General features: G+C 69.8%; 20 protein-coding genes and 1 riboswitch. Of the genes, 7 read left to right on the top strand and 13 right to left on the bottom strand.

Translation table 11 applies throughout. The features are described from left to right. Nucleotides 1-3: 3 nt before the first annotated feature. Nucleotides 4-930, bottom strand: coding sequence for a carbohydrate ABC transporter permease (locus tag ACGFY9_RS29020; RefSeq protein ID WP_393758945.1), 927 nt, complete (start codon nt 928-930; stop codon nt 4-6). A gap of 293 nt (nt 931-1223) precedes the next feature. Between ACGFY9_RS29020 and ACGFY9_RS29015 the strand changes: the two genes are divergently transcribed. Continuing rightward, nucleotides 1224-2219, top strand: coding sequence for a LacI family DNA-binding transcriptional regulator (locus ACGFY9_RS29015; RefSeq protein ID WP_393758943.1), 996 nt, complete (start codon nt 1224-1226; stop codon nt 2217-2219). A gap of 66 nt (nt 2220-2285) precedes the next feature. Here ACGFY9_RS29015 and gndA read toward each other — a convergent pair whose 3' ends face one another. The 3 genes from gndA to ACGFY9_RS29000 all read right to left on the bottom strand — a co-directional run bounded on the left by gndA (nt 2286) and on the right by ACGFY9_RS29000 (nt 5023). Then, the gene (gndA, locus tag ACGFY9_RS29010; RefSeq protein WP_393758941.1) at nt 2286-3755 is read right to left on the bottom strand and encodes an NADP-dependent phosphogluconate dehydrogenase; all 1470 of its coding nucleotides are present in this window, start codon (nt 3753-3755) and stop codon (nt 2286-2288) included. 144 nt (nt 3756-3899) lie between these two features. Further along, nucleotides 3900-4277: a hypothetical protein gene (locus tag ACGFY9_RS29005; RefSeq protein ID WP_393758939.1), complete on the bottom strand. Its 378-nt coding sequence runs from the start codon at nt 4275-4277 to the stop codon at nt 3900-3902. Nucleotides 4278-4489: 212 nt separating this feature from the next. Continuing rightward, the gene (locus tag ACGFY9_RS29000; RefSeq protein WP_393758937.1) at nt 4490-5023 is read right to left on the bottom strand and encodes a GtrA family protein; all 534 of its coding nucleotides are present in this window, start codon (nt 5021-5023) and stop codon (nt 4490-4492) included. A gap of 157 nt (nt 5024-5180) precedes the next feature. Here ACGFY9_RS29000 and ACGFY9_RS28995 point away from each other — a divergent pair, with 157 nt between their 5' ends. Then, nucleotides 5181-6044 (top strand): endonuclease/exonuclease/phosphatase family protein, encoded by an 864-nt coding sequence (locus ACGFY9_RS28995; RefSeq protein WP_393758935.1) that lies wholly within the window; start codon nt 5181-5183, stop codon nt 6042-6044. A gap of 1 nt (nt 6045) precedes the next feature. On the opposite strand, the gene ACGFY9_RS28990 is transcribed toward ACGFY9_RS28995, so the two are convergent. Next, nucleotides 6046-6504 carry a hypothetical protein gene (locus tag ACGFY9_RS28990; RefSeq protein ID WP_393758933.1) on the bottom strand — a complete coding sequence of 153 codons (459 nt, stop codon included), beginning with the start codon at nt 6502-6504 and terminating at the stop codon, nt 6046-6048. Between the two features lie 197 nt (nt 6505-6701). After that, nucleotides 6702-8318 carry an NlpC/P60 family protein gene (locus tag ACGFY9_RS28985; protein ID WP_393758931.1) on the bottom strand — a complete coding sequence of 539 codons (1617 nt, stop codon included), beginning with the start codon at nt 8316-8318 and terminating at the stop codon, nt 6702-6704. Nucleotides 8319-8326: 8 nt separating this feature from the next. Beyond that, nucleotides 8327-8500, bottom strand: a riboswitch (cyclic di-AMP (ydaO/yuaA leader). 349 nt (nt 8501-8849) lie between these two features. Between ACGFY9_RS28985 and ACGFY9_RS28980 the strand changes: the two genes are divergently transcribed. Beyond that, nucleotides 8850-10931: a DUF1996 domain-containing protein gene (locus ACGFY9_RS28980; RefSeq protein ID WP_393759064.1), complete on the top strand. Its 2082-nt coding sequence runs from the start codon at nt 8850-8852 to the stop codon at nt 10929-10931. A gap of 91 nt (nt 10932-11022) precedes the next feature. Here the strand turns inward: ACGFY9_RS28980 and ACGFY9_RS28975 are convergent, their stop codons facing one another. The 5 genes from ACGFY9_RS28975 to ACGFY9_RS28955 form a co-directional block, all read right to left on the bottom strand. After that, nucleotides 11023-12468, bottom strand: coding sequence for a glyceraldehyde-3-phosphate dehydrogenase (locus ACGFY9_RS28975; protein WP_393758929.1), 1446 nt, complete (start codon nt 12466-12468; stop codon nt 11023-11025). Nucleotides 12469-12627: 159 nt separating this feature from the next. After that, the gene (locus ACGFY9_RS28970; RefSeq protein ID WP_393758927.1) at nt 12628-12942 is read right to left on the bottom strand and encodes an SCO5918 family protein; all 315 of its coding nucleotides are present in this window, start codon (nt 12940-12942) and stop codon (nt 12628-12630) included. A gap of 66 nt (nt 12943-13008) precedes the next feature. Further along, on the bottom strand, nt 13009-14571 hold the full coding sequence (locus ACGFY9_RS28965; RefSeq protein ID WP_393758925.1) for a DEAD/DEAH box helicase: 1563 nt from the start codon (nt 14569-14571) through the stop codon (nt 13009-13011). A 180-nt stretch (nt 14572-14751) separates the two neighbouring features. Next, nucleotides 14752-14955, bottom strand: coding sequence for a cold-shock protein (locus ACGFY9_RS28960; protein ID WP_019056860.1), 204 nt, complete (start codon nt 14953-14955; stop codon nt 14752-14754). Nucleotides 14956-15207: 252 nt separating this feature from the next. Beyond that, nucleotides 15208-23019, bottom strand: a complete 7812-nt coding sequence (locus ACGFY9_RS28955) for an alpha/beta fold hydrolase (protein WP_393758923.1) — start codon at nt 23017-23019, stop codon at nt 15208-15210. A 106-nt stretch (nt 23020-23125) separates the two neighbouring features. Here ACGFY9_RS28955 and ACGFY9_RS28950 point away from each other — a divergent pair, with 106 nt between their 5' ends. Then, nucleotides 23126-23563 (top strand): hypothetical protein, encoded by a 438-nt coding sequence (locus tag ACGFY9_RS28950; RefSeq protein ID WP_393758921.1) that lies wholly within the window; start codon nt 23126-23128, stop codon nt 23561-23563. Nucleotides 23564-23593: 30 nt separating this feature from the next. Continuing rightward, nucleotides 23594-24523: an oxygenase MpaB family protein gene (locus ACGFY9_RS28945; protein ID WP_393758919.1), complete on the top strand. Its 930-nt coding sequence runs from the start codon at nt 23594-23596 to the stop codon at nt 24521-24523. Between the two features lie 32 nt (nt 24524-24555). Here the strand turns inward: ACGFY9_RS28945 and ACGFY9_RS28940 are convergent, their stop codons facing one another. After that, a complete protein-coding gene (locus ACGFY9_RS28940) occupies nt 24556-25362 on the bottom strand; it encodes a class II aldolase/adducin family protein (protein WP_393758917.1) in 807 nt (268 codons plus the stop codon). Nucleotides 25363-25476: 114 nt separating this feature from the next. Next, a complete protein-coding gene (locus ACGFY9_RS28935; protein WP_393758915.1) occupies nt 25477-25608 on the bottom strand; it encodes a hypothetical protein in 132 nt (43 codons plus the stop codon). 140 nt (nt 25609-25748) lie between these two features. On the opposite strand from ACGFY9_RS28935, the gene ACGFY9_RS28930 reads away from it, so the two are divergent. Together ACGFY9_RS28930 and ACGFY9_RS28925 are read left to right on the top strand one after the other, a co-directional pair. Further along, entirely contained in the window at nt 25749-26042 is a 294-nt protein-coding gene (locus ACGFY9_RS28930) for a RidA family protein (RefSeq protein ID WP_393758913.1), read from the top strand. Nucleotides 26043-26073: 31 nt separating this feature from the next. Then, nucleotides 26074-26727 (top strand): TetR/AcrR family transcriptional regulator, encoded by a 654-nt coding sequence (locus ACGFY9_RS28925; RefSeq protein WP_393758911.1) that lies wholly within the window; start codon nt 26074-26076, stop codon nt 26725-26727. The last annotated feature ends 65 nt before the right edge of the window (nt 26728-26792 follow it).

The raw sequence follows: 26792 nt of genomic DNA, 5'->3' as shown, positions 1-26792 counted from the left end.
GGCTCAGGCTCCCTTGCGCATGCCGCGGAGCTGCACGACGTAGGCGATGATCATGGTGATCAGCCCCATGATGATGGCGACCGCCGCGGAGTAGTTGTGCTGCTGTCCGTTGAAGGACAGTGAGTACGTGTAGAAGTTCGGCGTGTAGTCCGTCGTGATCGCGTTGCGCGCCAACGGGCGGAGGATGCTCGGCTCGTTGAAGAGCTGGAAGCTGCCGATGATCGAGAAGATCGTCGCGATGACCAGGGCGCCGCGGATCGCGGGGAGCTTGATGGCCGTGATGACGCGGAACTGCCCGGCGCCGTCGATCTCCGCCGCCTCGTACAGCGAGGTCGGGATGACCCGCAGCGCGGAGTAGAAGATCAGCATGTTGTAGCCGACGAACTCCCAGGTCACGATGTTGCCGATCGACGCCAGCACCAGGTGCGCGGAGAGCGGGTCGGGCAGCGTGACGTCGAAGGCGCTGTTGATGTCACCGACCAGACCGAACTGGGTGCCGTACATGAAGCCCCACATCAGGGTGGCGACCACGGCGGGCACGGCGTACGGCAGGAAGATCGAGATCCGGAAGAAGTCCCGGCCGAAGAGCCGGCCGCTGTCCAGGGCGAGCGCCACGAACAGGGCGATGCCGAGCATGATCGGCACCTGGATCACCAGGAACAGCGAGACCCGCTCCAGGGAGGACCAGAACTGGTCGTCCTGGAAGGCCTGCTTGTAGTTGTCCAGGCCGACGAAGTGGTTGCCGCCGATGAGCTGGTCGCGGAAGAGACTCAGGTAGATCGAGTACGCGATCGGAGCCAGGAAGACGAAGGCGAAGACCACCGCGAAGGGTCCGATGAAACCCCACCCTGTCCAGGAACGGCGGTCGCGTTGGGCCGACGGCCTGGTAGGAGGCCGAGTCGCGGCCGCAGGGGGTTGAAGCGTCGTCATGTAGTTCCTCGCTCGTCCATCTCGGAACCGGCGTCACACGCCGTCGCGATGTTGCGTAAACAGCCCGGTCCACAACGGCCCCGGCCTGTTATGTTTACGTAAACATCTGATGGCGGCATGTCTACACTGCCCCAATGTCGGTGGTCAAGGGTCGTTTGGTGAAACACGGCCGAGGCGATCGGATCGATATGTGAGGGATACAGGTGGACACAGTGGACAGTGCCTCGGGCGGTACGGAGAAGCCACGCAGACGCAGCGGGAAACGGTCGTCGAGACGCGCCCCGAGCGCGTCCATGGCGGATGTCGCACGCGTCGCCGGCGTGTCGTCACAGACGGTTTCCCGCGTGTCCAACGGCTTCGCGGGCGTGAACGAGGAGACCCGGCAACAGGTCCTCGCCGCCATGAAGGAGCTGGGCTACCGGCCCAACAGCGCGGCCCGCGCGCTGAAACGCGGTGAGTTCCGCACCATCGGCGTGATCACCTTCAACCTCTCCACCACCGGCAACATGCGCACCCTGGAGGCGATCGCCACCTCCGCCGCGCACGAGGGCTACGCCGTCACGCTCCTGCCGGTCGCCGTGCCCACCCAGGACGAGGTGCGCGGCGCCTTCTCCCGGCTGGGCGAACTCGCCGTCGACGCCGTCATCGCCATCATGGAGGTCCACCTCCTGGACGCGGCGACCATCTCCCTGCCGCCCCATGTCCAGGTCGTCGTCGCCGACTCCGACGCGGGCGACCGCTACAGCGTGGTCGACACCGACCAGAACGGCGGGGCACGCGCCGCCGTACGCCACCTCCTCGACCTCGGCCACCGCACGGTCTGGCACCTGGCGGGCCCCGAGGAGTCCTTCGCGGCCCAGCGCCGCGCCGACGCCTGGAGCGCCGAACTCACCGACGCGGGACGGCCCGTGCCCCCCGTCGTACGCGGCGACTGGTCCGCGGAGTCCGGCTACCGCGTGGGACTGGAACTCGCCCAACAGACCGACTGCACAGCGGTGTTCGCGGCCAACGACCAGATGGCCCTGGGACTGCTGCGGGCCCTGCATGAGCGCGGTCGGCGCATCCCCGAGGACGTCAGCGTCATCGGCTTCGACGACATCCCCGAGGCAGGCTCCTTCCTGCCGCCCCTGACCACCGTCCACCAGGACTTCGCCGAGGTCGGCCGCCTGTGCGTCGAGGGTGTCCTACGGCGGATGCGGGACCGCGGCGACGAGCACGGCACGACGCTGGTGCCCACGCAGCTCGTCATACGCGACAGCACGGCAGCGCCCGCCACCGCCGACGCGTAGCGGGCGCAAAGAACTCCGGCCCCCCCTGCCTGAGCAGGAGGGGCCGGAACGTCGTGCGCGGACGGCTCAGGCCGTCGTCTCCGGGCGGCCGGGCCGGGACCAGTGCGTGTGGAACATACCGGTGCGGTCCGTACGGCCGTAGGTGTGGGCGCCGAAGAAGTCGCGCTGGCCCTGGAGCAGGGCCGCCGGCAGCCGGTCGGCGCGCAGTGTGTCGTAGTGCGAGAGCGCGGCGGAGAACGCCGGGACGGGGATGCCGCGGCGGGCCGCGGAGGCGACGACCTCACGCCAGGGGACCTGCGCGTCGCCGATCTCCTGCGCGAAGCGCTCCTCGCCCAGCAGGCTGACCAGCCCCGGGTCGGCCGTGTACGCGGCACGGATACGGTCGAGGAAGGAGGCGCGGATGATGCAGCCGCCGCGCCAGATCCCGGCGACCGCGGCCAGGTCGATCGACCAGCCGAACTCGGTCGCCGCGTCCTGGATCATCTTCCAGCCCTGGTCGTAGGCGATGACCTTCGAGGCGTACAGCGCCTGTTCCACCTGGGCGGTGAACCGGTCGGCCTCGGTGCGGCTCAGCGGGGGAGTGGTGCCGCCGGGCAGGCCGCGGTAGGCCGCGCGCAGGTCGCCCTGGCTGGACGAGGCGCGCGCGAAGGTGGCCTGCGCGATCGCGGTGACCGGCGAACCCAGCTCCAGCGCGGTCTGCACGGTCCAGCGACCGGTGCCCTTCTGGCCGGCCGCGTCGGTGACGATGTCGACGAACGCCTTGCCGGTCTCCGCGTCGGTGTGGCCGAGGACCTCGGCGGTGATCTCGATCAGGTAGGAACCGAGCCGCCCCTCGTTCCAGCGCTGGAAGATCTCCGCGATCTCGGCCGGGGTGTAGCCGCCGACCTGGCGCAGCAGGTCGTACGCCTCGGCGATGAGCTGCATGTCGGCGTACTCGATGCCGTTGTGCACCATCTTGACGAAGTGCCCGGCGCCGTCGGTCCCGATGTGCGTGGAACAGGGCTCACCGTCGACCTTCGCGCTGACGGACTCGAACATCGGACCCAGCACGGCGTACGACTCCGCCGAACCGCCGGGCATGATCGACGGCCCGTTCAGCGCGCCCTCCTCACCGCCGGAGACACCAGCGCCGACGAAGTGGAGACCCTTGTCGCGCAGGGCGGCCTCGCGGCGGCGGGTGTCGGCGAAGTGGGCGTTGCCGCCGTCGATGATCATGTCACCGGGCTCCATGAGCGCGGCGAACTCGTCGATCACGGCGTCGGTGGCCGGACCGGCCTGCACCATGATCATCAGGCGCCGGGGCTTTTCGAGCGCGGCCACGAACTCCTGTGCCGTCTCGGCCGGGACGAAGGCGCCCTCGTCGCCGTACTCCTTCATCAACTCGTGGGTGCGGTGCGGCGACCGGTTGTGGACGGCCACCGTGTAGCCGTTGCGGGCGAAGTTGCGCGCGAGGTTGCGGCCCATCACGCCGAGGCCGGTGACGCCGATCTGGGCGGTTCCGTCGGCGGCGGAGCTGTGCGGTGCGGATGCGTTCATGGGGTGCCTGTTCTCCGGGTCGGTGACGTGGCGGGTCGGCGCGGGGCGCCCATGACCGCAGGTACGTCTGTGATCACGAATTGACTCGAAGTCCGGGGACCCGATTCGTAATTCGTTCCGGCGCCCCGCAGTCGGACCTACCTCTCAGCAACCCGTTCCGGCCGGGGCGAATTCCACGCGCGCGTGATCGTCCGCCGTGCGGACCTCGTCGTAGACGGCCCGCGTGACCTGGTACCAGACATCGTCCTTGGCGGTGTCGCCGCCGACGTCGTCGAGGCTCACACACCACTGCTCCTTGCGGACGGTCCGGGTGTACGTCTCGGTGCCGCTGTGCACTTGCGAGCACTTGCGGTACTGCTCCGTGGTGTACCAGGTACGGGTCTTCTTCTTGGAGCCCGATCCCGAACTGGACTTGTGCCGGACCTTTTTGGTGGCGGGCGTACACTTGGTGACGGTGTGCGGCCGGGTGCCCTTCGCCGTCCGCCTGGCGAGATGCCGGAGCGAGTCACGGAGACCGGTCACGGTGTCGGGAGTGGGCCGGCCTGCTGCTGAGTACTTGAACTGCCCTGCCCGACGCCGGACGCGGATCGCGTGCTGTCGTCGCTTCCGCCCCCGCATGCGCTGAGCGCTCCGATCAGAAGTGCTGTCAGTCCGCCCACTACCAGTTGTTTGGTGAACATGCCCCCGCCGCCTGTGAATTGGAAACGGTCAGCGTAACTGGTCATGGCGTGATGTCACGGGGAGGCGAGTGCGAACTGTCGCTGCTGCGAGGCTCCTGCGGCGGCCGGAGCCTCCAACACGCCCTCAAGGCGCTGGAGTTGCCACGATCCGGTCGCCGCCGTCCGGGTCCGGCCGCCGACGAAGACATACAGCCGCAGCAGCAGGAACCGGGCGAGGCCCGCGAGCCCCGAAGCGCCGAGGTACACGATCTGCTCGGTCAGCATCCCCGGCGACGACTGAACCATGTGCAGGACGAACATCGCGGCGCAGGTCACCACGTAGGCCGCCGCGGCCGAGCCCGCCGACTGCCCGTGCTGGCGCCATCCGGCGTGCCGGCCCGAGCCGAAGGTGAAACGGGCGTGGAGTTCCGTGCACAGGAGGGTGGAGACGACGGTGATCAGCGCGTTCGCCAGCGCCCAGGGCAGCCGCTCGGCCAGCAGGGCCACGGCACCGCTGGAGAGGAGCCCGGCACCGCCGCCCAGCGCCACGAACCTGGCGAAGGAGGCGAGCGGACCGGGAGCGGCCGGGGTCCGGGGCGCGTCGTCCATGGCGGTCTCCATCCGCTCCGTACGCTGCGCCTCCGTGATGCGGCCGCGTAAGGTTGCTTAACTTACTCAACTATAACCGATTCGTTGAGTTACGCAAGTACATTTCGCGACGGGGTGGGCCGTCCCACAGGCGACCTACGTACAATGCGGCCTGATCATGGGTGAGTTACTGGTGAGATGCGCGACGTTCAACGTGCTGCACGGCCGGCGGATCCAGCCGGACGGCCGCCCGGACCCCGTTGCCCCCGGCGATCCCTCGGCACCCCTCGCCGAAGCCGTCGCGGCGCTGGACGCCGACGTGGTGGCGCTCCAGGAGATCGACTGTCTCCAGGAACGGTCGGGCGGTGTCGATCAGGCGGCGGTCGCCGCCGACGCTTCGGGCGCACGCGACTGGAGGTACGCGACCGCGCTGCACTGCCGTTCCGTGCCGGGCCGGGGCTGGGTCTCCGACCCGACCGAGCCCGGGATGCGGGTCTACGGCCCCGAGGGGCAGCAGCGGCCCGAAGTCCCTTCGCACGGACTGGCGTTGCTCTCCCGGCTCCCGGTCCACGAGTGGCGGGCCCTACGGCTCCCGGCGGCGCCCTTCGGCATGCCGCTGCGGGTGGCCGGGCGGGCCGCTCCGGTGCTGGCCCGGGATCAGCCCCGGGCCGCGCTGGCCGCCGTACTGGAAGGACCGCACGGCCCGTTCACCGTCGTGGCCGTCCATCTCTCGTTCGTGCCGGGGTGGAACATCGGGCAACTGCGCACCGTGCGCCGCTGGATCGCCGATCTGCCCCAACCGCAGGTGCTGATGGGCGACTTCAACCTCTTCGGGGCCCTTCCCCGGCTCACCCTGAACGCGACCGCGCCGCGTGGCTGGCGGAGTCCGGCGCGGCGGGCGACCTTCCCTTCGCACCGGCCGCTCGTGCAGCTCGACCACATCCTGGCGACAGGGCTCGGCGCGGACGCCGCAGCGACAGCGCACGCACCGAGGACGGCGATCTCGGATCACCGGCCGCTGGTGGTGGAGCTGGCGCTCTGAGTCAGCTCCAGAGGGGGTAGGTCACGGTGTGCTGGAACTTGTCCGGCCGCGCGCCGGAGTACGTCAGGGTGATCTCGGTGTACTGCCGCGCCTGCGGATGCCGCTTCCAGGTCTGCGGGGTGTCGAGCCGGACGGTGACCGGGAACGAGTGGAACTTGCCCACCGCGCAATAGGGCTTGCAGTCGTTCACCCAGTTGACGCCCGTGGCCGTCGCGGAGTTGTCGTTCCAGGACGTCCAACGCAGCGACGTGAGGCGGCTGTTGCCGTCGCCGCAGGCGAGCATGAAGTCGGTGGGGCGCACCTCGGGATGCCACAGGCAGTCGACGAGCACGGGGTCCTGGAGCTGTCGGTGGGCGGTCACCGGGACCGTGGTCGGGGCTGCCGACGAGGTGCCGACGGCCGGCCCGAGCAGGGCCGCGGCACTGAGCGTGACGATTCCGACCATGGTGTGTTTGTACATGTCCGCTCCCGGCCGCCTCTTCGTCCTCGTCGCCCCGCACCAGCGGTGGGCCCGCCTGCCGGGGCACGGTCGTCGTGTCTCTGTCGACGCTACGACCGTGTCCCAGGATGCACCACTCGTACGGGTCTATGACGCGGTTGGCCGGGAGTGTCGCCGGGTGTGCGGTCAGGGCCGGGAAATGCCCGGCCCCGATCGGATCAGGCGGGCCGTACAGCGCCGCGGATGGCGGCGGCGCCGGCGTAGAAGATCGACTCCTCGCGTATCGGCGTACCCGGGCTCGGCGCGTGGATCATCAGGCCGTTGCCGGTGTAGAGGCCGACGTGGTCGATGCTGTCGTAGAAGAAGATCAGGTCGCCGGGGCGGATGTCGGTGAGCGGGACGAGGGCGCCGGCGCCCGACTGTTCCTGGGCGGTGCGCGGGAGGAGGACGCCCGCGGCCTTCCAGGCGGCCTGGGTGAGGCTGGAGCAGTCGTACGCGTCCGGTCCCGCCGCGCCCCACAGGCAGGGCCTGCCGATCTGTGCGCGGGCGAAGGCGAGCGCGGTGCTGGTCTTGCTGAGCGTGGCGGGGTCCTGCGGTGCGGCGGGTGCGGCCGCGGCGGGTGCCGGGCTGGTGGTCGGGGCCGGGGGGAGAATGATCTCCGGGGCCATCGTCGGAGCCGTGGGCAGGGTGAACTCAGGGGCGGCGGCCGGGGCCGCGGCGTAGGAGACCTCGGCGGCGGGCGGGGTCGGCTGCCACTCCTGCTGCGGCGGGCGCCAGTCCGGCTCCGGCGGGGTGTACCCGGTGGGCTGCTGGGGCACCATCGGAATCTGCCCGGTGGACCAGGCGGGTTGCTCCGTTGCCACAGCGAACTGCCCGGTCGACCATGCGGGTTGCTCCGATGCCGCAGCGAACTGCCCGGTCGACCAAGGCTGTTGTTCGGTCACCATGGGGACCTGCCCGGTCGACCATGCCTGTTGCTGGGGCACGACGGGCATCTGCCCCGTGGACCAGGTCTGTTGCTCGGCCACGACGGGCATCTGCCCGGTCGACCACATCTGCTGTTCGGGGACCATGGGCACCGACCCGGTCGACCAAGTCGCCTCCGGGGGCGGCCAGGTAGCACTCGCCGGGGCCGGTTCGGTGCGTGGTGCGGCGATGTACGGGAGCAGCTCCAGGTCCGCGGTGAGCGGGTCGAAGGCCGGCGCCGCGACGGCGAATTGCTGTGCCTCCACCACGGGCATGGGCGGCACTTCGACGGCGGGCACGGGCGGCAGGTCGAGGACGGTCGCCTGGGGCATCTGGACCATCTGCGGCATCTGGGGTGCCTGCGGCGCGGCGGGCGGCAGGGCGGCGATGGGCGCGGGCATCAACTCCGCGACGGGCGCTGCAAGGTGAGGAGCAGCGGGCTCCGGTGCGCCGGTCCCCGCGGTCAGTTCGGCCACGGCGCGGCCGGGCTGTGCTTCGAGCGCCCGGGCGCCGCCCTCGGGCTCGGGGCGTCGTTCGGGGCGCTCGGGCCGGGCCGCCGCCGGACGGGCGGGAGTCCTGCCCGGCGGGAGGACCGCCGGTACGGTCGGGCCGAGTTGGGCACGGGCCCGGTCGAACCACTGCTTGGTGACGGCGTCGAGAGCGGGATCGGAAGGGCGCGACGCGCTGGGACGGGGCTCGACACGCTTGCGCGGACCCCCGGACATCTTGCGCGTGGCGTTGTAGTTTCCGGTGGCCGTCTCGGCCCTGTCGTAAAGGGAGTTGATCCGCCGCTGCACTTCGTCACGGCTGGGTCGGTCGTCCACGGTGGGGCCACTGCCTCCGGTGCGCGTACTTCGTTCTGCCGGCATGGCAGACGTGCTCCTTCCGTATCGCGCCTACCGGGTTAGCTGTCGGGTTCGGGCGGTCGATCACGGAAGGATTGCCCTACGACCCTTGCCCGGACGGGCAGTTGGGCCGATTCACCCCAAGTCGGTTGGGTCCCCGGTTCCGGCTGTCGCGAGCGACACACCGGATTCGGCGCAAACCGTGCGGCCCGGCGCTGATCGCCGGAGTAGGTCGTACGGTCTGAGCGTCAACTTAGCCAACGTGTGTGCCTCGTGTGAAGGTTGAAGCGCGATATGTCCGATACGTTTTTGTGACCTTTACCTCTCCCAAACGTGTCCTGCCTCATGGAGTCGATGGCTCATGGGCCCGCCGGGTCCGGTGATCCATGTGAGGTCGCTATGAATTTTTGGGACGGTTGAACACTCCGGCATCCGGCTCCGTATTGGGACGGGGGATTTCCATGCCGGGACGATCCGGGCCGACCGATACGTGTAGGAGCAACTTCCTTGGCACGCAACACGCGCAGACGCCCCACAGGCGCACGACGCGCGACGATGGCAGCAGTCGCCCTGATGCTGGGCGGCGGAGGACTGGTGGCGGCGAACGTCTACGCGTCGGCGTCCGAAGGCGGTTGGGGCGGTGACTCGTCCCAGCAAGGGTCTCCCGATGCGGCGTCGAGCGGTGCGACGATCGACTGCCCGGACATCGGCACCCAGTTGACGACCGTCCCCGACGAGGCGAAGACGGAGGTCGACGCCCAACTCGCGCTTCTGGACCAGCAGATAACCGAGGCCTACCAGAAACTGAAGGACTCGACGGAGTCCATCCGCCAGGACGCCTCCTTCGCCGACAACGCGATCATGAATCCGTTGAAGGAGAAGCGGGCCGCGACCATCGGGCGGATCGACGACGCCATCGCTCGTGTCGGGGACCGCCCGGAGGGCCTCGACGCACTCGCCGGCTGCACCCTGATCGCCCCCACGAACGGCGACGAGAACGGCGGCGGCGGCGATCAGAGCGGTAGCGCCGACCCGACCAGCCAGGACCAGCAGCAGGGTGACGGCCAGGGCCAGCAGGGCAACCAGCCGTCCACCAACGGGCCCGTCGCCTCGGACTACGCGGACATCACCTCGGTACAGCCCAACGTGAACACCCCGCAGGATCAGGCCGACGCCTCCAGCGGAACGTTCGTCACCGCGTGCGGCGTGAACGAGAACGGCCTGTTCAACTCCGACAACGTGATCGTCGCGCCCGGAGTCACCAACGGCGCCCACCACTTCCACGACTACATCGGTAACCAGTCCAACAACGCGTTCGCCAGCGACGACGACCTGGCGAAGGCGAACACGAGCTGTGAGAACCCGGGCGACAAGTCCACCTACTACTGGCCCGTGTTGCGCCTCCAGAACGGCAAGCAGGAGCAGGACGCCGACAAGCCCGGCGGCGGCACCGAGGGCAACTCCGGTGAGATCGTCACCGCGAAGGCGGCCACGCTGACGTTCGTGGGCAACCCGAAGAGCAAGGTCGTCGCGATGCCGCGCCTCCTGCGCATCATCACCGGCGACGCCAAGGCCTTCGTGAACGGCCCGGCCAACGCCAACGCCTCCTGGAGCTGCACCGGGTTCGAGGACCGGCAGCTCAAGGACAAGTACCCGCTGTGCCCGGCGGGCAGTGACGTGGTGCGCACCTTCAAGTTCCAGAGCTGCTGGGACGGCCGCAACATCGACAGCGCCAACCACCGCACCCACGTGGCGTTCGAGGCCGCCGACGGCTCCTGCCCGGCAGGCTTCGAGGCCATCCCGCAGCTGGTGCAGCGGATCGTCTACGACGTGGACGCGCCGAGCCTCCAGGACGGCGGCAAGACGACCCCGCTGTTCGCGGTGGACTCCTTCCCCGAGCAGCAGCACAAGCCCGTCACGGACCACGGCGACTTCATCAACGTCTTCGACGAGGGCCTGATGAAGGACATGGTCAACTGCATCAACAACGGCGAGAAGTGCGGCGCCGGGACGGACAACGACCCCGGGGGCTCGGGCGACGGCTCTGGCTCCGGTGACGGCTCCGGTACGGGTGGCGGTTCCGGGTCCGGTGGGGGTTCCGGTGAGCCGCAGGAGTCCCCGTCGGCCACCGACACCGCTACGGCGGCGCCCACGGCCACCGCGTCCGACGAGCCCGCCGGGAACGGCGGCAACGAGGGGAACGGCGGCAACGGCGGGAACACCGGGAGTGGTGACAACGGCGGCAACGGTGGCCAGGCCACCGCGGATCCCGCGACGAGCGCCCCGGACACCGAGACCAACGCCCCCGAGCCCACGGACACCCAGACCACCGACCCCGGTGATCTGACGACCGCCGTCTCGGTCCCCAAGGCCGACACGAAGACCGAGGGGTCCAAGTCTTCCGAGACGCAGGGGAGTTCGGACAACGGCTCCGGCGGCGAGGTCGGCAGCGCCGTGACGACGCCGCCCGCTTCGTCCTCGGGCGGGGAGAGTTACGCCGCCGTGGGCCCCAACCAGCCACAGGCGCAGGGCGGGTTGGCGGAGACTGGCGCGAATCTCTGGCCCGCGGTGGCCGGTGCGCTGCTGCTCGTCGCCGGATTCGTCGTGCTGTACCGAGGTAAGCGCAGTACACGCTGACACAGCGCATCTCTGCGCACGTCTGTGACAACGACGGCCCGGCCGCCCTCACTTGGGGGTGGCCGGGCCGTCACACGTTCAGCGCGCCGCGTCAGACGGCCGGTGCGGGATACGTCGGGTACTCGACCCCGGAGACGTGCTGGACGACCCGGACGACCTGGCAGGAGTAGCCGAACTCGTTGTCGTACCAGAGGTAGAGGATCGCGTTGTCGCCGTCGACCTTGGTGGCGCCCGCGTCGATGATCGAGGCGTGGCGCGAGCCCATGAAGTCGCTCGACACCGCGTCGGGGGCGGTGGTGAAGTCGATCTGCCGTTTGAGCGGCGACGTCAGCGAGACATCGCGGAGGTAGTCCAGGACCTCGGCGCGGGTGGTCTCGCGGCCGAGCCGCAGGCTGAGGATCGCGATCGAGACGTCCGGCACCGGAACCCGGATCGAACTGCCGGTGATCGGCGCCTTCAGGTCGGGCAGCGCCTTGGCCACGGCGGAGGCGGCACCGGTCTCGGTGATCACCATGTTCAGCGGCGCCGAACGGCCACGCCGGTCGGCCTTGTGGTAATTGTCCAGCAGGTTCTGGTCGTTGGTGAACGAGTGGACGGTCTCCACATGGCCGCGCAGCACGCCGTACTCGTCGGCCATCGCCTTCAGCGGCGGCACGATCGCGTTGGTCGTGCAGGACGCGCAGGACAGGATCTGCTCGTCCGGCTTGATCGTGTCGTGGTTGACGCCGTGCACGATGTTGGGGACGTCGCCCTTGCCGGGCGCGGTCAGCACGACCTTGTCGATGCCGGGCCGCAGATGTTGCGAAAGTCCTTCCCGGTCACGCCACTTGCCCGTGTTGTCGATGAGGATGGCGTCCTTGATGCCGTACGCCGTGTAGTCGACCTCGGACGGGTCGCTCGCGTAGATCACCTTGATCTCGTTGCCGTTGGCGATGATCGTGTTGCTCGCCTCGTCGACGGTGATCGTGCCCTGGAACTGGCCGTGGATCGAGTCGCGGCGCAGCAGCGAGGCCCGCTTGACGATGTCCTGTTCCCCGCCCTGGCGAACGACGACGGCGCGCAGCCGGAGACCGTTGCCCGAGCCGGCCTTCTCGATGAGCAGGCGGGCGACCAGGCGGCCGATGCGGCCGAAGCCGTAGAGGACGACGTCGCGGCCCTCGCGGCTCTCGATCTTGTTGGCGCCGGTGGCGCCGGCGACGGCCTCGGCGGTGAACTCCTCGACGGAGAGCCCGCGTTCGTCGCTCCGGTGGGTTGCGGCGAGCATGCCGATGTCGATCTGCGAGGGGCCCAGGTCGAGTGCGGTGAGCGTCCGCAGGTAGGGGAGGGTCTCGACGACGGAGAGCTCCTCGCCGGCGATCTGGCGGGCGAACCGATGGGTCTTGAGGATGCTGACCACCGACTTGTTGACCAGGGAGCGGCTGTGCAGCAGGACCGTGACGTCCCGCTCGCGGTGCAGCTTCCCGATCATCGGGATCATCGACTCCGCGATCTCCTCGCGGGTCTTCCAGTTGGTGAACGAGTCCTCGTTGACAGGCACAGATTTCTCTTTCGAGCTAGGCGGCGCTCATATGCTAACCCGCTGTTCATCTGCCCGTTCAGTAGGGGTGCCGTCCGGCCCGTGGATCGCTGTGGGAACGCCGAGAGGGCCCTGCCGACGCGCGTCGGCAGGGCCCTCTCGGCTGTACTGGTGCAGCTGCTACACGTCCTGGGCCGCGCCGCTGCCCAGCAGCGCGGACGCGTTCTCCAGCGGGGTGAGGACGTGCACGGGCACGACCTCGGGCAGGCCGTGGCAGGTGAAGCCGAGCCGGGTCATGGCCCGGATGACCTCGCCACTGTTGAAGTCACGGGGGTCCTGCCGGGTGATGACCTGCCCCACCTGCTTGACGGGGTAGCGGCGCCGCCCGATGGTCACGGACTCACCCGTGATCAGCTCGGGCTTGATGCCCTTCATCGTCTCCAGGACACCCATCTTGGTGAGGTCGAAGGGATACCGGGCGATGACACAGCGCATGTTGCCTCACAGAGAGAAATGGAGGATCGGGGGCCGAACGGGCGCCCGAAGGCGCCGAGTTGGTCCTCAGGCCGCAGGGCCGAAGGACGACCGTCGCTGTCCCCGGCTGCTGCTTCCGCTGCCGCCGCTGCGTCGCGCGGCGCCACCGGCGGACCGGCCGCCCTCGCCGGCCGGACGGCCACGACGGCCCCGGGACGACGAGGAGGACGGGCTACGACGGGTGCGCTCGCGCTCCACGACCGGGGCCTGGATGACGACCGGGACGCCGGACGGGGCCTGGGCGCCCGTGATCCGGGTCAGCTCCTCCTCGCCGGAGCGCACCGCGGTGACCTCCGGGGTGACGCCGGCCGCGGTCATCAGCCGGGTGAAGTCACGGCGCTGGTCGGGGGTGACCAGCGTGACGACACTGCCGGACTCGCCCGCACGGGCCGTACGGCCGCCGCGGTGCAGATAGTCCTTGGGGTCCGTGGGCGGGTCGACGTTGACGACCAGGTCGAGGTTGTCGACGTGAATGCCACGCGCCGCGACGTTGGTCGCCACCAGCGCCGTCACATGCCCGTCCTTGAACTGGGCGAGCGTGCGGGTGCGCTGCGGCTGGGACTTGCCGCCGTGCAGACCGGCGGCGCGGACGCCGTTGTTCAGCAGGTGCTTCACCAGCCGGTCCACCGCGTGCTTGGTGTCCAGGAACATGATGACCCGGCCCTCGCGCGCCGCGATCTCGGTGGTCGCACGCTGCTTGTCCGTGCCGTGCACATGCAGGACGTGGTGCTCCATCGTCGTGACCGCGCCCGCGGAGGGGTCGACGGAGTGGACGACGGGGTCGGTCAGGTAGCGGCGGACCAGGAGGTCCACGTTGCGGTCCAGGGTGGCCGAGAACAGCATCCGCTGGCCGCCCGTCTGCACCTGGTCGAGCAGCGCGGTGACCTGCGGCATGAAGCCCATGTCGGCCATCTGGTCGGCCTCGTCGAGGACGGTGATGGACACGCTGTCGAGCCGGCAGTCGCCGCGCTCGATGAGGTCCTTGAGGCGTCCCGGAGTCGCGACCACGACCTCCGCGCCACCGCGCAGCGCACCGGCCTGACGGCCGATCGACATACCGCCGACGACGGTGGTCATCCGCACGCTGACGGCGCGGGCGTACGGGGTGAGCGCGTCGGTGACCTGCTGGGCCAGCTCGCGGGTGGGGACGAGGACGAGGGCAAGGGGCGCTCGCGGTTCAGCGCGACGGCCCGCCGTACGGGCCAGCATCGCGAGGCCGAAGGCGAGGGTCTTGCCGGAGCCGGTGCGGCCGCGGCCGAGTACGTCACGGCCGGCGAGGGAGTTGGGGAGCGTCGTCGCCTGGATCGGGAACGGGACGGTGACGCCCTCGTGGCCGAGCGCGGCCAACAGCTTGGCCGGCATGTCGAGTTCGGCGAACGCCTGCACGGCGGGAAGGCCGGGAGTCACCGTCTTCGGAAGCGCGAACTCGCCCTGCAGGGCGGCCGGTCGGCCACCGCCGCCCTTGGAGCGGCGCGGCGCGCCGGCGCGGTTGCCGGACGGGGCTGCCGAGCGGTAGCCGCCGCTCTTTCCGGATTCCGGATTTCCATTACGCTTTCGCGAGAAGCGGTCATTCGTACGTGCGCGGTTCAAAATGTGGAACCTTCCTTGATATGGCACGTATCAAGGAATTCCCGCGGTGAATGAACGGCGCAGAGAATCGCAAGAACGAGCCGGTGGCTTCGGCGGAATATCGCCGAAAGCTTGGAAAATGCAGCGAGCTGGGGCCCGCACCCCAAGGTGCGGGCCCCAGCTGCGAAGTAAACGTCGTCGTTACGCAGGAACGATGTTCTCGGCCGTCGGGCCCTTCTGGCCCTGCGCGATGTCGAAGGTCACCTTCTGACCCTCCTGCAGCTCGCGGAAGCCCTGGGCGGCGATGTTCGAGTAGTGGGCGAAGACGTCAGCGCCGCCACCGTCCTGCTCGATGAAGCCGAAACCCTTTTCCGCGTTGAACCACTTCACGGTGCCACTGGCCATTTTGTTCTCCTTCGGGGCGGTCACCGGAGCCCGCAGTGTGCGGACTCCGTGTCGCCGTGATGATCACCCCGCCGGAAAGAAACCGGACACACAAAAAAATGCTCCACCGTCCCGGAGGGCGGTGCGGGCATCTGAAGGGTTTGGCAACCACAACTGCAACTGAGATCAATAGTAGCACGGCGCGATCGGCCGTGTGCGGACGTTAATTTCATTTCTCATGTCGCCGACGTAGATATTGGGTTTCGTACCGGGCTACGCCAGCGCGTCGATCCAGTCACGGATGACCTTGGCCGTCGTCGCGGCGTCCTCCTCCAGCACGCTCAGGTGCGTGCCGGCGGTGTCCACCATGTCCCGCACATCCGGCCAGGACGAACGCCACTCCCGCGGCATGTCCGCGAGCGGCTCGGAGGCGCGCACCAGCAGGGTGGGCACCTCGGTGGGCTCGGGCCGCCAGCCCCGGAACATCCGGGTGTACGCGCCCAGCGACAGCAGCGTCAGATCGTCCACCATGGTGTCGAAGCTCTCGCCGACCATCAGCGGAATCCGTGCGGGAAGGGACAGCAGCCACGGCTCGGCCTCCCGGTCCGGGGTGACGTGGTACGAGTCGATCAGCACGAGCCCGGCCGGGGGAGCACCGAGGTCCGCCAGCCGGGTGGCGAGCGCGTGGGCGGCCGTACCGCCCATGGAATGACCGACCAACACGTAACGCCGGTCACCGAGTTGATGCCGTACGGCCGTGGCGTGCGCCTTCGTCAGCGACTCCAGGTCCCGGGCCACCGCGTCTCCGCCGTCGATGCCGGAGTGCCGCACCTCGAAGACGTCCCGCTCGCCCTCGAAACAGGGGGCGAGCCCCGCGTACCAGGGGCGGCCCAGGTTGCCGGCGAAGCCGGGAACACAGACGAGGGCGGGACCTCTGGTACCGGCGGCCAGCCGCAACGGCGGCAGCGCGTACCGGGCGGCCTCCTCGGGCCCGAAGACGGGCGCACCGATGGATGCGGTCACCAGAAGATGCATGGCCGATACGACATCACCGGTCTCGCAGACCTTCCTGTACAGGGCAGGCAGGGACCGCCCGGCACCGCGCCCGCGCCCACCGGCCCGGACCGGCGACGGGACGGTCGCGGCCGAGACCTCGTCCGGCAGACCGCCGCGCAACTCGCCGTACAGATGCTCGGCGAGCTGTTCCGTGTCCGGCCAGTCGTAGGCCACGGTGACCGCGAGGGGCGTCCCGGTCAGCAGGCTCAACCGGTTGCAGAGCATGACCCGCATCAAGGAGTCGAGGCCCAGTTCCGAGAAATCCCGGTCGACCGCGTCGGCGTCCGAGTGCCCGAGCACACCGGCCACCTCGGTACGGATCAGCGCCTGCAGCGCGGGCAGCCGCTCGGGCACGGGCAGCGCCGCGAACCGGTCCCGCCAGGACCCGGCGGCGGCGTCCGCCGGGATGGCGGAAGAGGCTGACCGCCGCTCCGCGCGCAACAGCCCGCGCAGCGGCGGCGGAATGACCGTCCCGGCCGGGATCGCCTTGGGCGAGCGGTCCAACGGCAGTGGCGCGAGGACCGGTTCGCCGCTGCCGAGCGCGGCGTCGAAGAGCGCGAACGCCTGCTCAGGGGAGACCGCGCGCACCGGCCCGCCGTGAACCCGCCCGCTGCGCGCCGCCATGCCCTCCTCGTCCCCCCACGCACCCCAGACCAACGACAGTGCGGGCAGACGGAGTTCAGCGCGATGGCGGGCGAGCGCATCCAGGAAGGAGTTCGCCGCCGCGTAGTTGGCCTGACCGGGATTGCCCAACAGCCCGGCCGCCGACGAGAACAGCACGAACCGCGTCAGCGGCAGATCCTTCGTCAACTCGTGCAACTGCCAAGCCGCATGGGCTTTCGGCCGCATCACCACCGCCAGCCGCTCAGGAGTCATCGAGGCCAGCACGCCGTCATCCAGAACCCCGGCCGCGTGCACTACGGCGGTCAGGTCGGGTCCGAACGTCTTGACCACGGCGGCGAGTTGGTCCCGCTCGGAGATGTCGCAGGCCGCGAGGTCCACTTGCGCGCCCGCCTGCTGCAGATCGTCCCGCAACTCCCGCGCGCCCGGCACCTGTTCACCCCGTCGGCTGAGGAGTACGAGTCGTCGAACTCCGTGTCGGTCGACCAAGTGCCGGGCCAACATCGCCCCCAGGGACCCGGTGCCACCGGTGATGAGGACAGTGCCCCCGCCGAGTGAGCCGTCGGTCGTCGGACCGGGTGCGATCGCCAGTCGGGGGATGCTCAACATGCCGTCCCTGACGGCGATTTGGGGTTCGCCGGTGGCGAGGGCGGCGGACACCTGTCGTAGCGACTCGGGACGGCCGTCGATGTCCACGAGGGTGAGGCGTTGTGGGTACTCGGACTGTGCGGTCCGCACCAGGCCCCAGACCGCGGCGGCGGGCAGATCGGGGGAGGCCTCGGAGGCGCCGCGCGTGACCACCGCCAGCCGCCCGGAACCGGTGAGATGTGTTTGCAGCAACTGCAGTGCCCGTGCGGTCAGTTCGTGCGCTGCGGCGGCCGGGTCCGTGCTCGTGTCGCCGGGAGCGGACAAGGACGCCACGACCAACTCCGGTGTTTCCTCGGACCAGGACGACTCGTCGTCGGCGGAGGCGAGGAACGCGGCCAGGTTCAGGTCGTCCGTCTCGGACATCGCTACGGCGGGTGCCTCGCCGGAGGCCGGAACGCCCGTCCAGCGCAGCCGGTACAGCTCTCCGGCCGGGGTGGGACCCATCTCCGGTGCCGGTCGGGTCGTCATCGACTCCAGCCGGGCCACGGGCGCGCCCGTCGGGGTGGCGAGGTCGAGGGTGATCGAGTCCGGGCCGGTTGTCCTCATGCGGACGCGCAGGGCCGTCGCACCCGTGGCGTGCAGGGTCAACCCCCGCCAGGCGAACGGCAGTCGGGGTGCGCCGGTCGGGGGCTCGGCGAGTAGTCCCGGGTGCAGGGCGGCGTCCAGCAGGGCCGGGTGGAGCATGTGGTGCCGGGCGTCCGCGACCGGCAACGGGCCCACCTCGGCGAACAGTTCCTCGTCCCGCCTCCACAACGCCGTGACCCCTTGGAACGCCGGACCGTACGCCAGCCCGGCTTCGCCCACCCGCTCGTAGGCACCGGAGAGATCCACCCGCGTAGCACCCGTCGGCGGCCACGCCGTGAGCGAGAGCGCGTCGTCCAGGACGCCGGGAACCGCCGGGCCGAGTCGACCGGTCGCGTGCTGCGTCCAGGCGCCGAGCGCGCCGGACTCCTCGGGCCGCGCGTACACGTCCGCGCTTCGGCGCCCGGAGTCCTCGGGCTCGCCCAGGACCACTTGGAGTTGGAGGCCCGCTTCGTCGTCCTCGGGGAGGAACAGCGGGTTGAGCAGGGCGAGTTCCTCCAGTACCGCGAGACCGCACAGGTCGCCCGCGTGCAGCACGAGGTCGGCGAACGCGGCGCCGGGCACGAGGGTGTGCCCGCTCACGACGTGATCGCGCAGCCACGGCTGGGCCGCGCCGGACAACCTGCCCGTGCACAGCAGGCGTTCGGTGCCCGGCACCGTGACCGTCTGCGTGAGCAGCGGGTGCCCGGAACCGACGCTCGCGGCGGCACCGGTGTCGGGCAGCCAGTAGCGCTGACGCTGGAAGGGGTAGGTCGGCAGACCGTCGACCCGTCGGGCGCCGCTGTCCGCGTAAACCCGGCGCCAGTCCAACCGCACGCCATGGACGTGGAGTTGGCCCAGCGCATCGAACACCGTCCGTGGCTCGGCGCTGTCCCGGCGGGCCGCCGGGGTGAACAGGAGTTCCTGGCCGGTCCCGGCCAGGCTCGCGGCGGCCTGGGCCGTGAGCTGGGCGTCCGGGCCGATCTCGGCGAACGCGGTGACCCGTCCACCGTGCGCCAGCCAGTGCACGGCGTCCCCGAACCGTACGGCCTCACGGGCATGCCGTACCCAGTACTCGGCCGACCGCAGCTCGTCCCCGGTGGCGGGAAGCCCGGTCAGGCCCGACATCACCGGGATGGCGGGGGAGCGGTATGTCAACTCACCTGCCACACGCCGGAATTCGGCGAGCATCGGCTCCATGAGAGGGGAGTGGAAGGCGTGGCTGACCCGTAGCCGGACGGTACGACGGCCGCGTACGGCGAACCGCTCCGCGAGCGCGAGGACCGGCTCCTCCGCGCCGGAGACCACGACCGCGCGGGGGCCGTTCACCGCCGCGATCGCGACCCCGTCGGTCAGCTCGGGCGTCACCTCCGCCTCGGTGGCGTCGAGCGCCACCATGGCGCCGCCCTCCGGCAGCTCCCGCATCAATCTCCCGCGCGCCGCGACCAGTTCGACGGCGTCCGCCTCGGACAGCACACCCGCGCAGTGGGCCGCCGCCAGTTCGCCGACCGAGTGTCCGGCGAGGAAGTCCGGCCGTACGCCCCAGGATTCGAGCAGTCGGAAGACGGACACCTCGAAGGTGAACAGAGCCGCCTGGGCGAAGTCCGTACGGTTCAGCATCGTGCCCGCGTCGGTGTCCCACAGGACCGAGCGCAGCGGACGTTCCAGATGGGCGTCGAAACGTGCGCACAAGGCGTCGAAGGTGATCGCGAACTCCGGGAAGGTGTCGCACAACTCCCGGCCCATGCCCGTTCGTTGAGCTCCCTGGCCGGTGAAGAGCAGGGCCAGACGGGCGGAGGTGTTGGTGGTGTGTGGTGGAGCAGATGCCGTCAGGCTGTCGAGCGCGGTCAGCGTCGCCGCGCGGTCGTCGGCGGGGACGGTGGCTCGGTGGGGGAGTGCGGCTCGGGAGGTGGCGAGCGTGAACGCCAGGTCTGACAAGGGGAGTTCGGGGTGGGCGCGCAGGAAGTCGGCGGCGCGTGCGGCCTGTTCGCGCAGGGCTGCCGGACTCGCGGCGGAGAGCAGCAGCGGAGGTGTCACGGGGCGACGAAGGGACGGTTCGTCGACTACGGCCGCCTCGGGCTCCTCCAGGATCACGTGCGCGTTGGTTCCGCCGATGCCGAACGCCGACACCGCCGCTCGTCGCGGGCGGCCGGGCTCGGGGAGCCATTCCTCGTCCTGGGAGAGGAGTCGCACGGTCCCCGATGACCAGTCCACGTGCGGGGACGGCTCCTCGGCGTGGAGGGTGCGGGGGAGTCGGTCGTGGTGCATGGCCAGGACGGTCTTGATGACGCCGCCGACACCGGCCGCGGCCTGGGTGTGGCCGAGGTTGGATTTCAACGAGCCCAGCCACAGCGGGCGTTGGACGGTGCGGTCCTGGCCGTAGGTCGCGAGGAGCGCGTGGGCCTCGATCGGGTCGCCGAGCGCGGTGCCCGTGCCGTGAGCCTCCACGGTGTCGATGTCGGCCGGGGACAGTCCCGCGTCGGCCAGCGCCGATCGGATCACCCGTTGCTGCGCAGGGCCGTTGGGCGCGGTGAGGCCGTTGGACGCGCCGTCGGAGTTGACGGCCGAGCCGCGCAGTACGGCGAGGACGGGATGGCCGTTGCGTCGTGCGTCGGAGAGCCGTTCCAGTAGGACCAGGCCGACGCCCTCGCCCCAGGCGGTGCCGTCGGCCGCCGCAGAGAAGGGCTTGCAGCGGCCGTCAGGGGCGAGCCCGCGCAGTCTGCTGAACGCGATGAACGGGCCGGGCGAAGCCATCATCGTGACGCCGCCGGCGACGGCGAGCGAGCACTCCCCGTCGCGCAGGGACCGTACCGCCGAATGCATCGCGACCAGCGACGACGAGCACGCGGTGTCCACCGTCACGGCGGGCCCGCGCAGCCCCAGCGTGTAGGCGATACGGCCGGAGGCCACGCTGCCCGCCGAACCGAGGGCGAGATGCGCCTCCAACTCGTGTGCGCCACGGTGGAGCAGACGGCTCGCGTAGGTGGCGTGCATGACGCCGACGAAGACGCCGGTGTCGCTGTCGCGCAGACCGGTGGGGTCCATGCCCGCCCGCTCCAGCAACTCCCAGCCGGTCTCCAGGAGCAGTCGCTGCTGGGGGTCGGTGGCGAGGGCCTCGCGGGGCGACATGTTGAAGAAGGCCGCGTCGAAGTCGGCTGCCCGGTCCAGGAATCCGCCCCGGCGGGTGACCGACTTGCCGAGGTGGTCGGGGTCCGGGTCGTACAGGTCGGCCACGTTCCAGCCGCGGTCGGCGGGAAAGTCGGAGGTCGCGTCGGTGCCGTCGGCGACCAACTGCCATAGATCCTCCGGGGATTCGACTCCGCCCGGGTAGCGGCAGGCCATGGCCACGATGGCGATCGGTTCACCGGGCTCGGCGTCATGGCCGTCTCCAGTGGTACGCGCGGGGCTGTCGCCGTGCAGCGTGTCGCGGACCAGTGTCGCCACGGCGGCGGGCGTGGGGTGGTCGAACACCAGCGTCGCGGGCAGGGCGAGGCCGGTGGCCGTGCCCAGGCGGTCGCGCAGCAGGACAGCGCCGAGCGAGGTCAATCCCTGTTCGTTGAACGGCACTTCGGAGTCCAGCTCCCGCACGGGCACGTCGAGAGTCCGTGCCGTCACTTCGAGAACCAGGTCGAGTACGGCGTCGGACGCGGCCGCGAGTCGCTCCCGCAGCGCGGCCGACGCGGTCGTACGTTCCGCCGCGAGGCGCTCCGGCAGCTGCTCGGCGAGCACGGCCCGGGCGATCTTGCCGGACGCGGTACGGGGGAGGGACGCGGTCGGATAGATCTCGTCCGGCACCTTGAACCCGGACAGCCGTTCCCGGCAGGCGGCGAGGGCGAGCGCCGTGTCGACCCCGTCCGGGCCGGGCACGACGAACGCCACCGGTACCTCGCCCAGCACGTCGTGCCGCCGGCCGACCACAGCGGCGTCGGCGATGTCGGGGCGGGCCAGCAACACCCGCTCCACTTCGGAGGGGTTGATGTTCACACCGCCCCGGATGATCAACTCCTTGACACGGCCGGTGACATGGAGATGGCCGTTCGCGTCGCGCCGACCTAGGTCCCCGGTGCGGTACCAGCCGTCGGTGAACGCCTCGGCGGTCGCGTCCGGACGGTTGTGGTAGCCGGTCATCAGTCCGGGCCCGCGCACCCAGATCTCGCCCTCGTCCCCGTCGGCGGCCTCGGCGCCGGTGGAGGGATCGGTGATCCGGACGTCCAGCACCAGCAGCGGGAAACCGCGCGAGGGTTCTTCACGGGGGTCGTCGAGCCGCTCGATCGCGATCTTCCCGCAGGTCTCCGTGGAGCCGTACCCGTCCAACAGGGGTGCGGTCAGGGCCAGTTCGGCCTCATCTCGCAACTCCGGGGAGCAGGGCGCGCCTCCGCTGACGCACACGCGCAGCGAGGGTGGCACCGGTCGCGCCGTCTCGCGCAGCGACTCCAGCAGAAGGCGGTAGGTGGCGGGCACCCCGCCCAGGATCGTGAACGGCTCGGAGTTCAGTGCCTCGGCGACGTTCGCGCCCGGTGCGAGGACGCGTGCGGTCGCACCGACCGAGAGGACGCCCAACAGACACACGGAGTGGCCGAGGGCGTGGAACATCGGCAACGGCCAGAGAAGTCGGTCCTGTTGCTCCAGTCCGTACGCCGGTACGTAGGCCGCCGTCACCGACCACAGTCCCGAACGCTGCGTGGAGACAACGCCCTTGCTCTGCCCGGTGGTGCCCGAGGTGTAGTGGATCCAGGCCGGTTCGTCGAGATGGAGGTCGTCGCGGGGCGCCGTACCCGAATCCGTCCCGGCAAGGCTTTCGAAAGGGATCGTGCCGTCGGTCGGCCCGTCGTGTCCGACGACGATCATCCTTTGTCCGGAGGCCAGTTGGGCGAGCGGTTCCTCGCTCACCACCGCCACGGCACCGCTGTCGTCGAGGAAATACGCCAACTCCTCTTCCGACGCGGCAGGGTTGAGCAACACGCCGATCGCCCCCGCGCGCAGCACCCCGAGCCAGGTCTCCACCAGCTCCACCCGGTTGCCCAGATGGATCGCGACCCGGTCCCCACGCCGTATCCCGAGCCGAACCAGATGCCCCGCCATCCGGCCGGTGCGCCGCTCCAACTCCCCGTAGGTGACGGCACGTCGGTCGTCCCGGTACGCGGTCTTCCCATCGATCCGAGCCGCGTGCTCCCGCAGGATGTCCGGCAGTGTACGCACCGAGTCGCCCCCGTGAATTCCCATTCCCACCCTTTCGTTCCCCCACAGTGAGCGGTCACCGTACGACAGTCGCTGTCACACGGCTGCATAGGGCACGCTCTACGGCATGGTGATGTGCGAGTACTTCTCGGCCGCGAGTGACGAGGCCGCCGTCGGTGTCCTCGACGGACCGGGCGGGCCCGACGCGTCGGTGTTCGACGTGCTGTCCCTCAAGGGCATCGACCCGGTGGTCGTGATGGCACGGCTCGAAGGCATCCTCACCGACTGCACCTACGACGAAGCGCGCGCCCGCCCCCGCTCCGGGCAACTGCTCTCGGACGCCGAGGCCGACGGAGCCTTCGTCATCAGCGTCTCCGACACACTCCGGGACGCCCTGGCCACGGCGTCCGGTGAGCGACTGGACCTGGCGGCAGGGCCGTTCGCGGCTGTCGAGGAACTGAGACTCACGCCCACCAAGACGTCGGAACTGCTCCATCGGTTGTCCGGCCTGGCCAGGAGAGCCGCAGCGGAGAACCGGCGGCTGTACTGCTGGTGGGCCCTGTAAGTACCTCAACTCGGCATTCAGGAGCGGCCCGTGACCACACCCGGCGACCCGTCGACACCCGAGCCGCTCGGGCCGTCGTCTCTGGCCTGGCGGTACTTCAGCGACTGGCGGGGCATGCTGATCGGCCTCTGGGCCGGGTCGATGCAGAACATGCATCCCGCCCTGGGCGCCGGAGTCGAGGAACACTCACAGTTCTTCGAGGAGCGCTGGGAACGGCTGCTCCGCTCGCTCTACCCGATCGCCGGAGTGATCTACGACGGCCCGGACGCGGCCCGTACCGCCCGCGAGGTACGCGACTATCACGTCGGTATCAAGGGAGTCGACGGCCAGGGGCGGCGCTATCACGCCCTCGACCCGGACACCTTCTTCTGGGCGCACGCGACCTTCGTCATGGTCCCGGTACTGGTGTGCCGGTACTTCGGCCGGCCGCTGACGGAGGAACAGAAGGAGGAGTTCTACGCGGAGAGTCTTCAGTGGTACCGGCTCTACGGGGTCAGCGACCGGCCCGCTCCGGCCAACTGGGCAGGATTCACCGCGTACTTCGAGCGGATGTGCGCCGACACCCTGGAGGACAACCGGGCGGCACGTGCCGTGCTGGACATCCGCCGCATCGGCAAGCCGCCTTTTCTGAAGTGGCTGCCGGACGTGGTGTGGCGGGTGATCCGGGCTCCGCTGACCCGGCCCTTCGTCTGGCTCACTGTCGGGATGTATCCGCCCGCGGTGCGCGCCAAGTTGGGCTTCCGCTGGTCGCGTCGGAGCGCGGTCGGGCTGTGGCTGGTGGGCCGTACCGTCGCGCTCGGCTGGCACCTCGTGCCGTTCGAGCGGCGCTACCACCCGCGGGCCAGGGCCGGTTGGCGGCGGGCGCGCGGTCTCGTCGTAGGACCGGTCGAGACGCCGCGGCGGAATCTGCCTCCGGTGGAGAGCCGGGGTGACGGCAAGCACTACGCGCCCGATGTGTAGCCGTCGCCGCGTGGTTGCCCTCGCGGCGGGGCTCAGCCGAGGACGTCGGGTTCTTCCTCCACCACGAGGTCGGCCAGGAGGTTGAAGTTGTGCCGGGCCATGTTGGCGTTGCTGAACTGCCGGTGGGCCAGGGTGACTTCCTCCTCGGTCATGACGCGGGGCTTGCCGGCGGCGTCGGCGAGGAGCTGCATCCGGCAGGCGCGGTCCATGGTGATGAACCACCACGCGGCCTCCTCGACGGACCGCCCGACCGTCAGCAGGCCGTGGTGGCGGAGAATGGCGGCCCATCGGTCGCCGAGCCGGACGGCGATCCGCTCGCCCTCGGTCCGCTCCAGCACCAGGCCCTTGTACTCGTCGAACAGCACGTGGTCGTCGTAGAACGCGCAGGACTCCTGCACGATCGGGTCAAGGAGCTTGTCGAGTGACGCGAAGGCCCTGCCGTGGATGGTGTGGGCGTGCGCCACGGCCACCACGTCCGGGCGGGCCTGGTGAATGGAGGAGTGGATCCAGAAGGCCGCCTTGTTGGTCCGGCGTTCGCCCTCGACGACCCGGCCCTCGTCGTCGATGAGGAGCAGGTCGCTGACGCGGATCTTGGAGAAGTGCACCGCGTACGGGTTGACCCAGAACCTGTCGGGGAACTCGGGGTCCCGCGCCGTGATGTGTCCGGCGATGCCCTCGTCGAAGCCGTAGCGGGCGAAGATCCGGAATGCCGCCGCCAACTGCCGCTTGCGGTGGGCGCGTTCGGCCTCGATGGACTCGCGGCTCTCCGCCAGGCGAGGAATGTCCAGTTCCTCGGTGTGCTCGAAGTCGATGTCGTTGCTGCCGGTGGTGAGGGACATCGGTACGTCCTTTCCGGGGCGCGGCGAATTTCTTTCAGGCTGCAACCATCTTCACGCCCATGTCACCCTCACAGGCAAGAAATAGTGCCTCCTGGGTACTGGTGGCCTGGCTCTTCAGTCACCTCTGCGCCACGCGCCCAGCACCATCAGCGTCTTCGTGCCGATCACGGCACCTGTACGCCGGAGCCGGTCGATGACGTCTCTCAGGTGCTGCACGTTGGTCACCCGGACGCGGACCAGGGTCATTCCAGGAAAAACAGGGAAGGCTCACGATGTCGTCACCCGTTGCGCTGAAATCCTGCCGAACTCCCGCCCCTCACCGGTGTGATCTCCCACGGCCTGGCCATTTCTGACCTCGGCCTCATCTACACGTCCGGGCAGGTCGCGTGGGACGCCAAGGGGGAACTCGTCGGGGTCGAGACGACCTGGCGGCGCAATTCACCAAGGCCTACGAGAACATCGACGCGGTGCTGGCGGCCGGCGGTTCGAGCCGTAGCAAAGTCATCAAGGAGACGATCCATCTCGTCGGGTACGACACCGACGACGCAGAGCAGCTGATCGGGCTCATCGCCAGCTGCCGGGGAGAAGGGCAGACGCCGCCCGCGAGTACGTGTGTGGGTGTGGAGACTCTCTTCGCCGAGGGCTTTCTGGTCGAGATCGAGGTGGTCGCGACCTTGTGAGCGGTCGCTTCGGCCCGGGTAGCATCGATCGGTGACCAAGACGCCAGGCGCTGCCCCGACCAAGGTCGGCATCACGATCGACCGTGTTGTCGAGGCCGCATTCGTCGTCCTGCAACGGGACGGCATCGCCAAACTGTCCGCTCGGGCGATCGCAGCCGAACTCGACGTCCGGATGAACACGGTCATGTGGCACATCCGGACCAAGGACCGGCTGCTCGGCCTGATGGCGGAATCCATCCTGGGCGAAGTCCACCTGGACAACCTGCACGGAGACTGGCGCGAGCAAGTGGCCGAACTGCTCCGGCGGTTGCGGCAGGCGATGCTCGGACACAGGGACGGCGCCCTGCTCGTCGCCGGGACCTTTCCCGTCGAGCCGAGCACGTTGGCCTTTTCCGAGCGGGTGGTGACGGTCCTCTTCGAAGGCTGCCCCACACGCAAGTCGGCCGCGTGGACGTCGTGGAGCCTTTTCTATTTCACGCTCGGGCTTGTCCAGGAAGAACAGGCGACACCGGCCGCGTTCCACGACCGTCTGCGGGACACGGTGGACGAGCAGCGTTTCCCGGGCCTCCATTCGGTGCTGGAGGACTACCTCTCGATCGACTACAGCGAGCGCTTCGACTTCGGAATCGAGCAGATCCTTCAGTCGGCCCCGATGGTCAAACCGCGGTCTCATGCCGTGAGTTGACGGCGTGTCAGGGAGGTGTAGCGCTCGCTGCACTCTGAGCGAGGATGTGGCGTCGCGTCTCAGGA

Source organism: Streptomyces sp. NPDC048504, from assembly GCF_043200035.1.
GTDB lineage: Bacteria > Actinomycetota > Actinomycetes > Streptomycetales > Streptomycetaceae > Streptomyces.
This window is presented reverse-complemented; position numbering and strand designations above follow the sequence as displayed.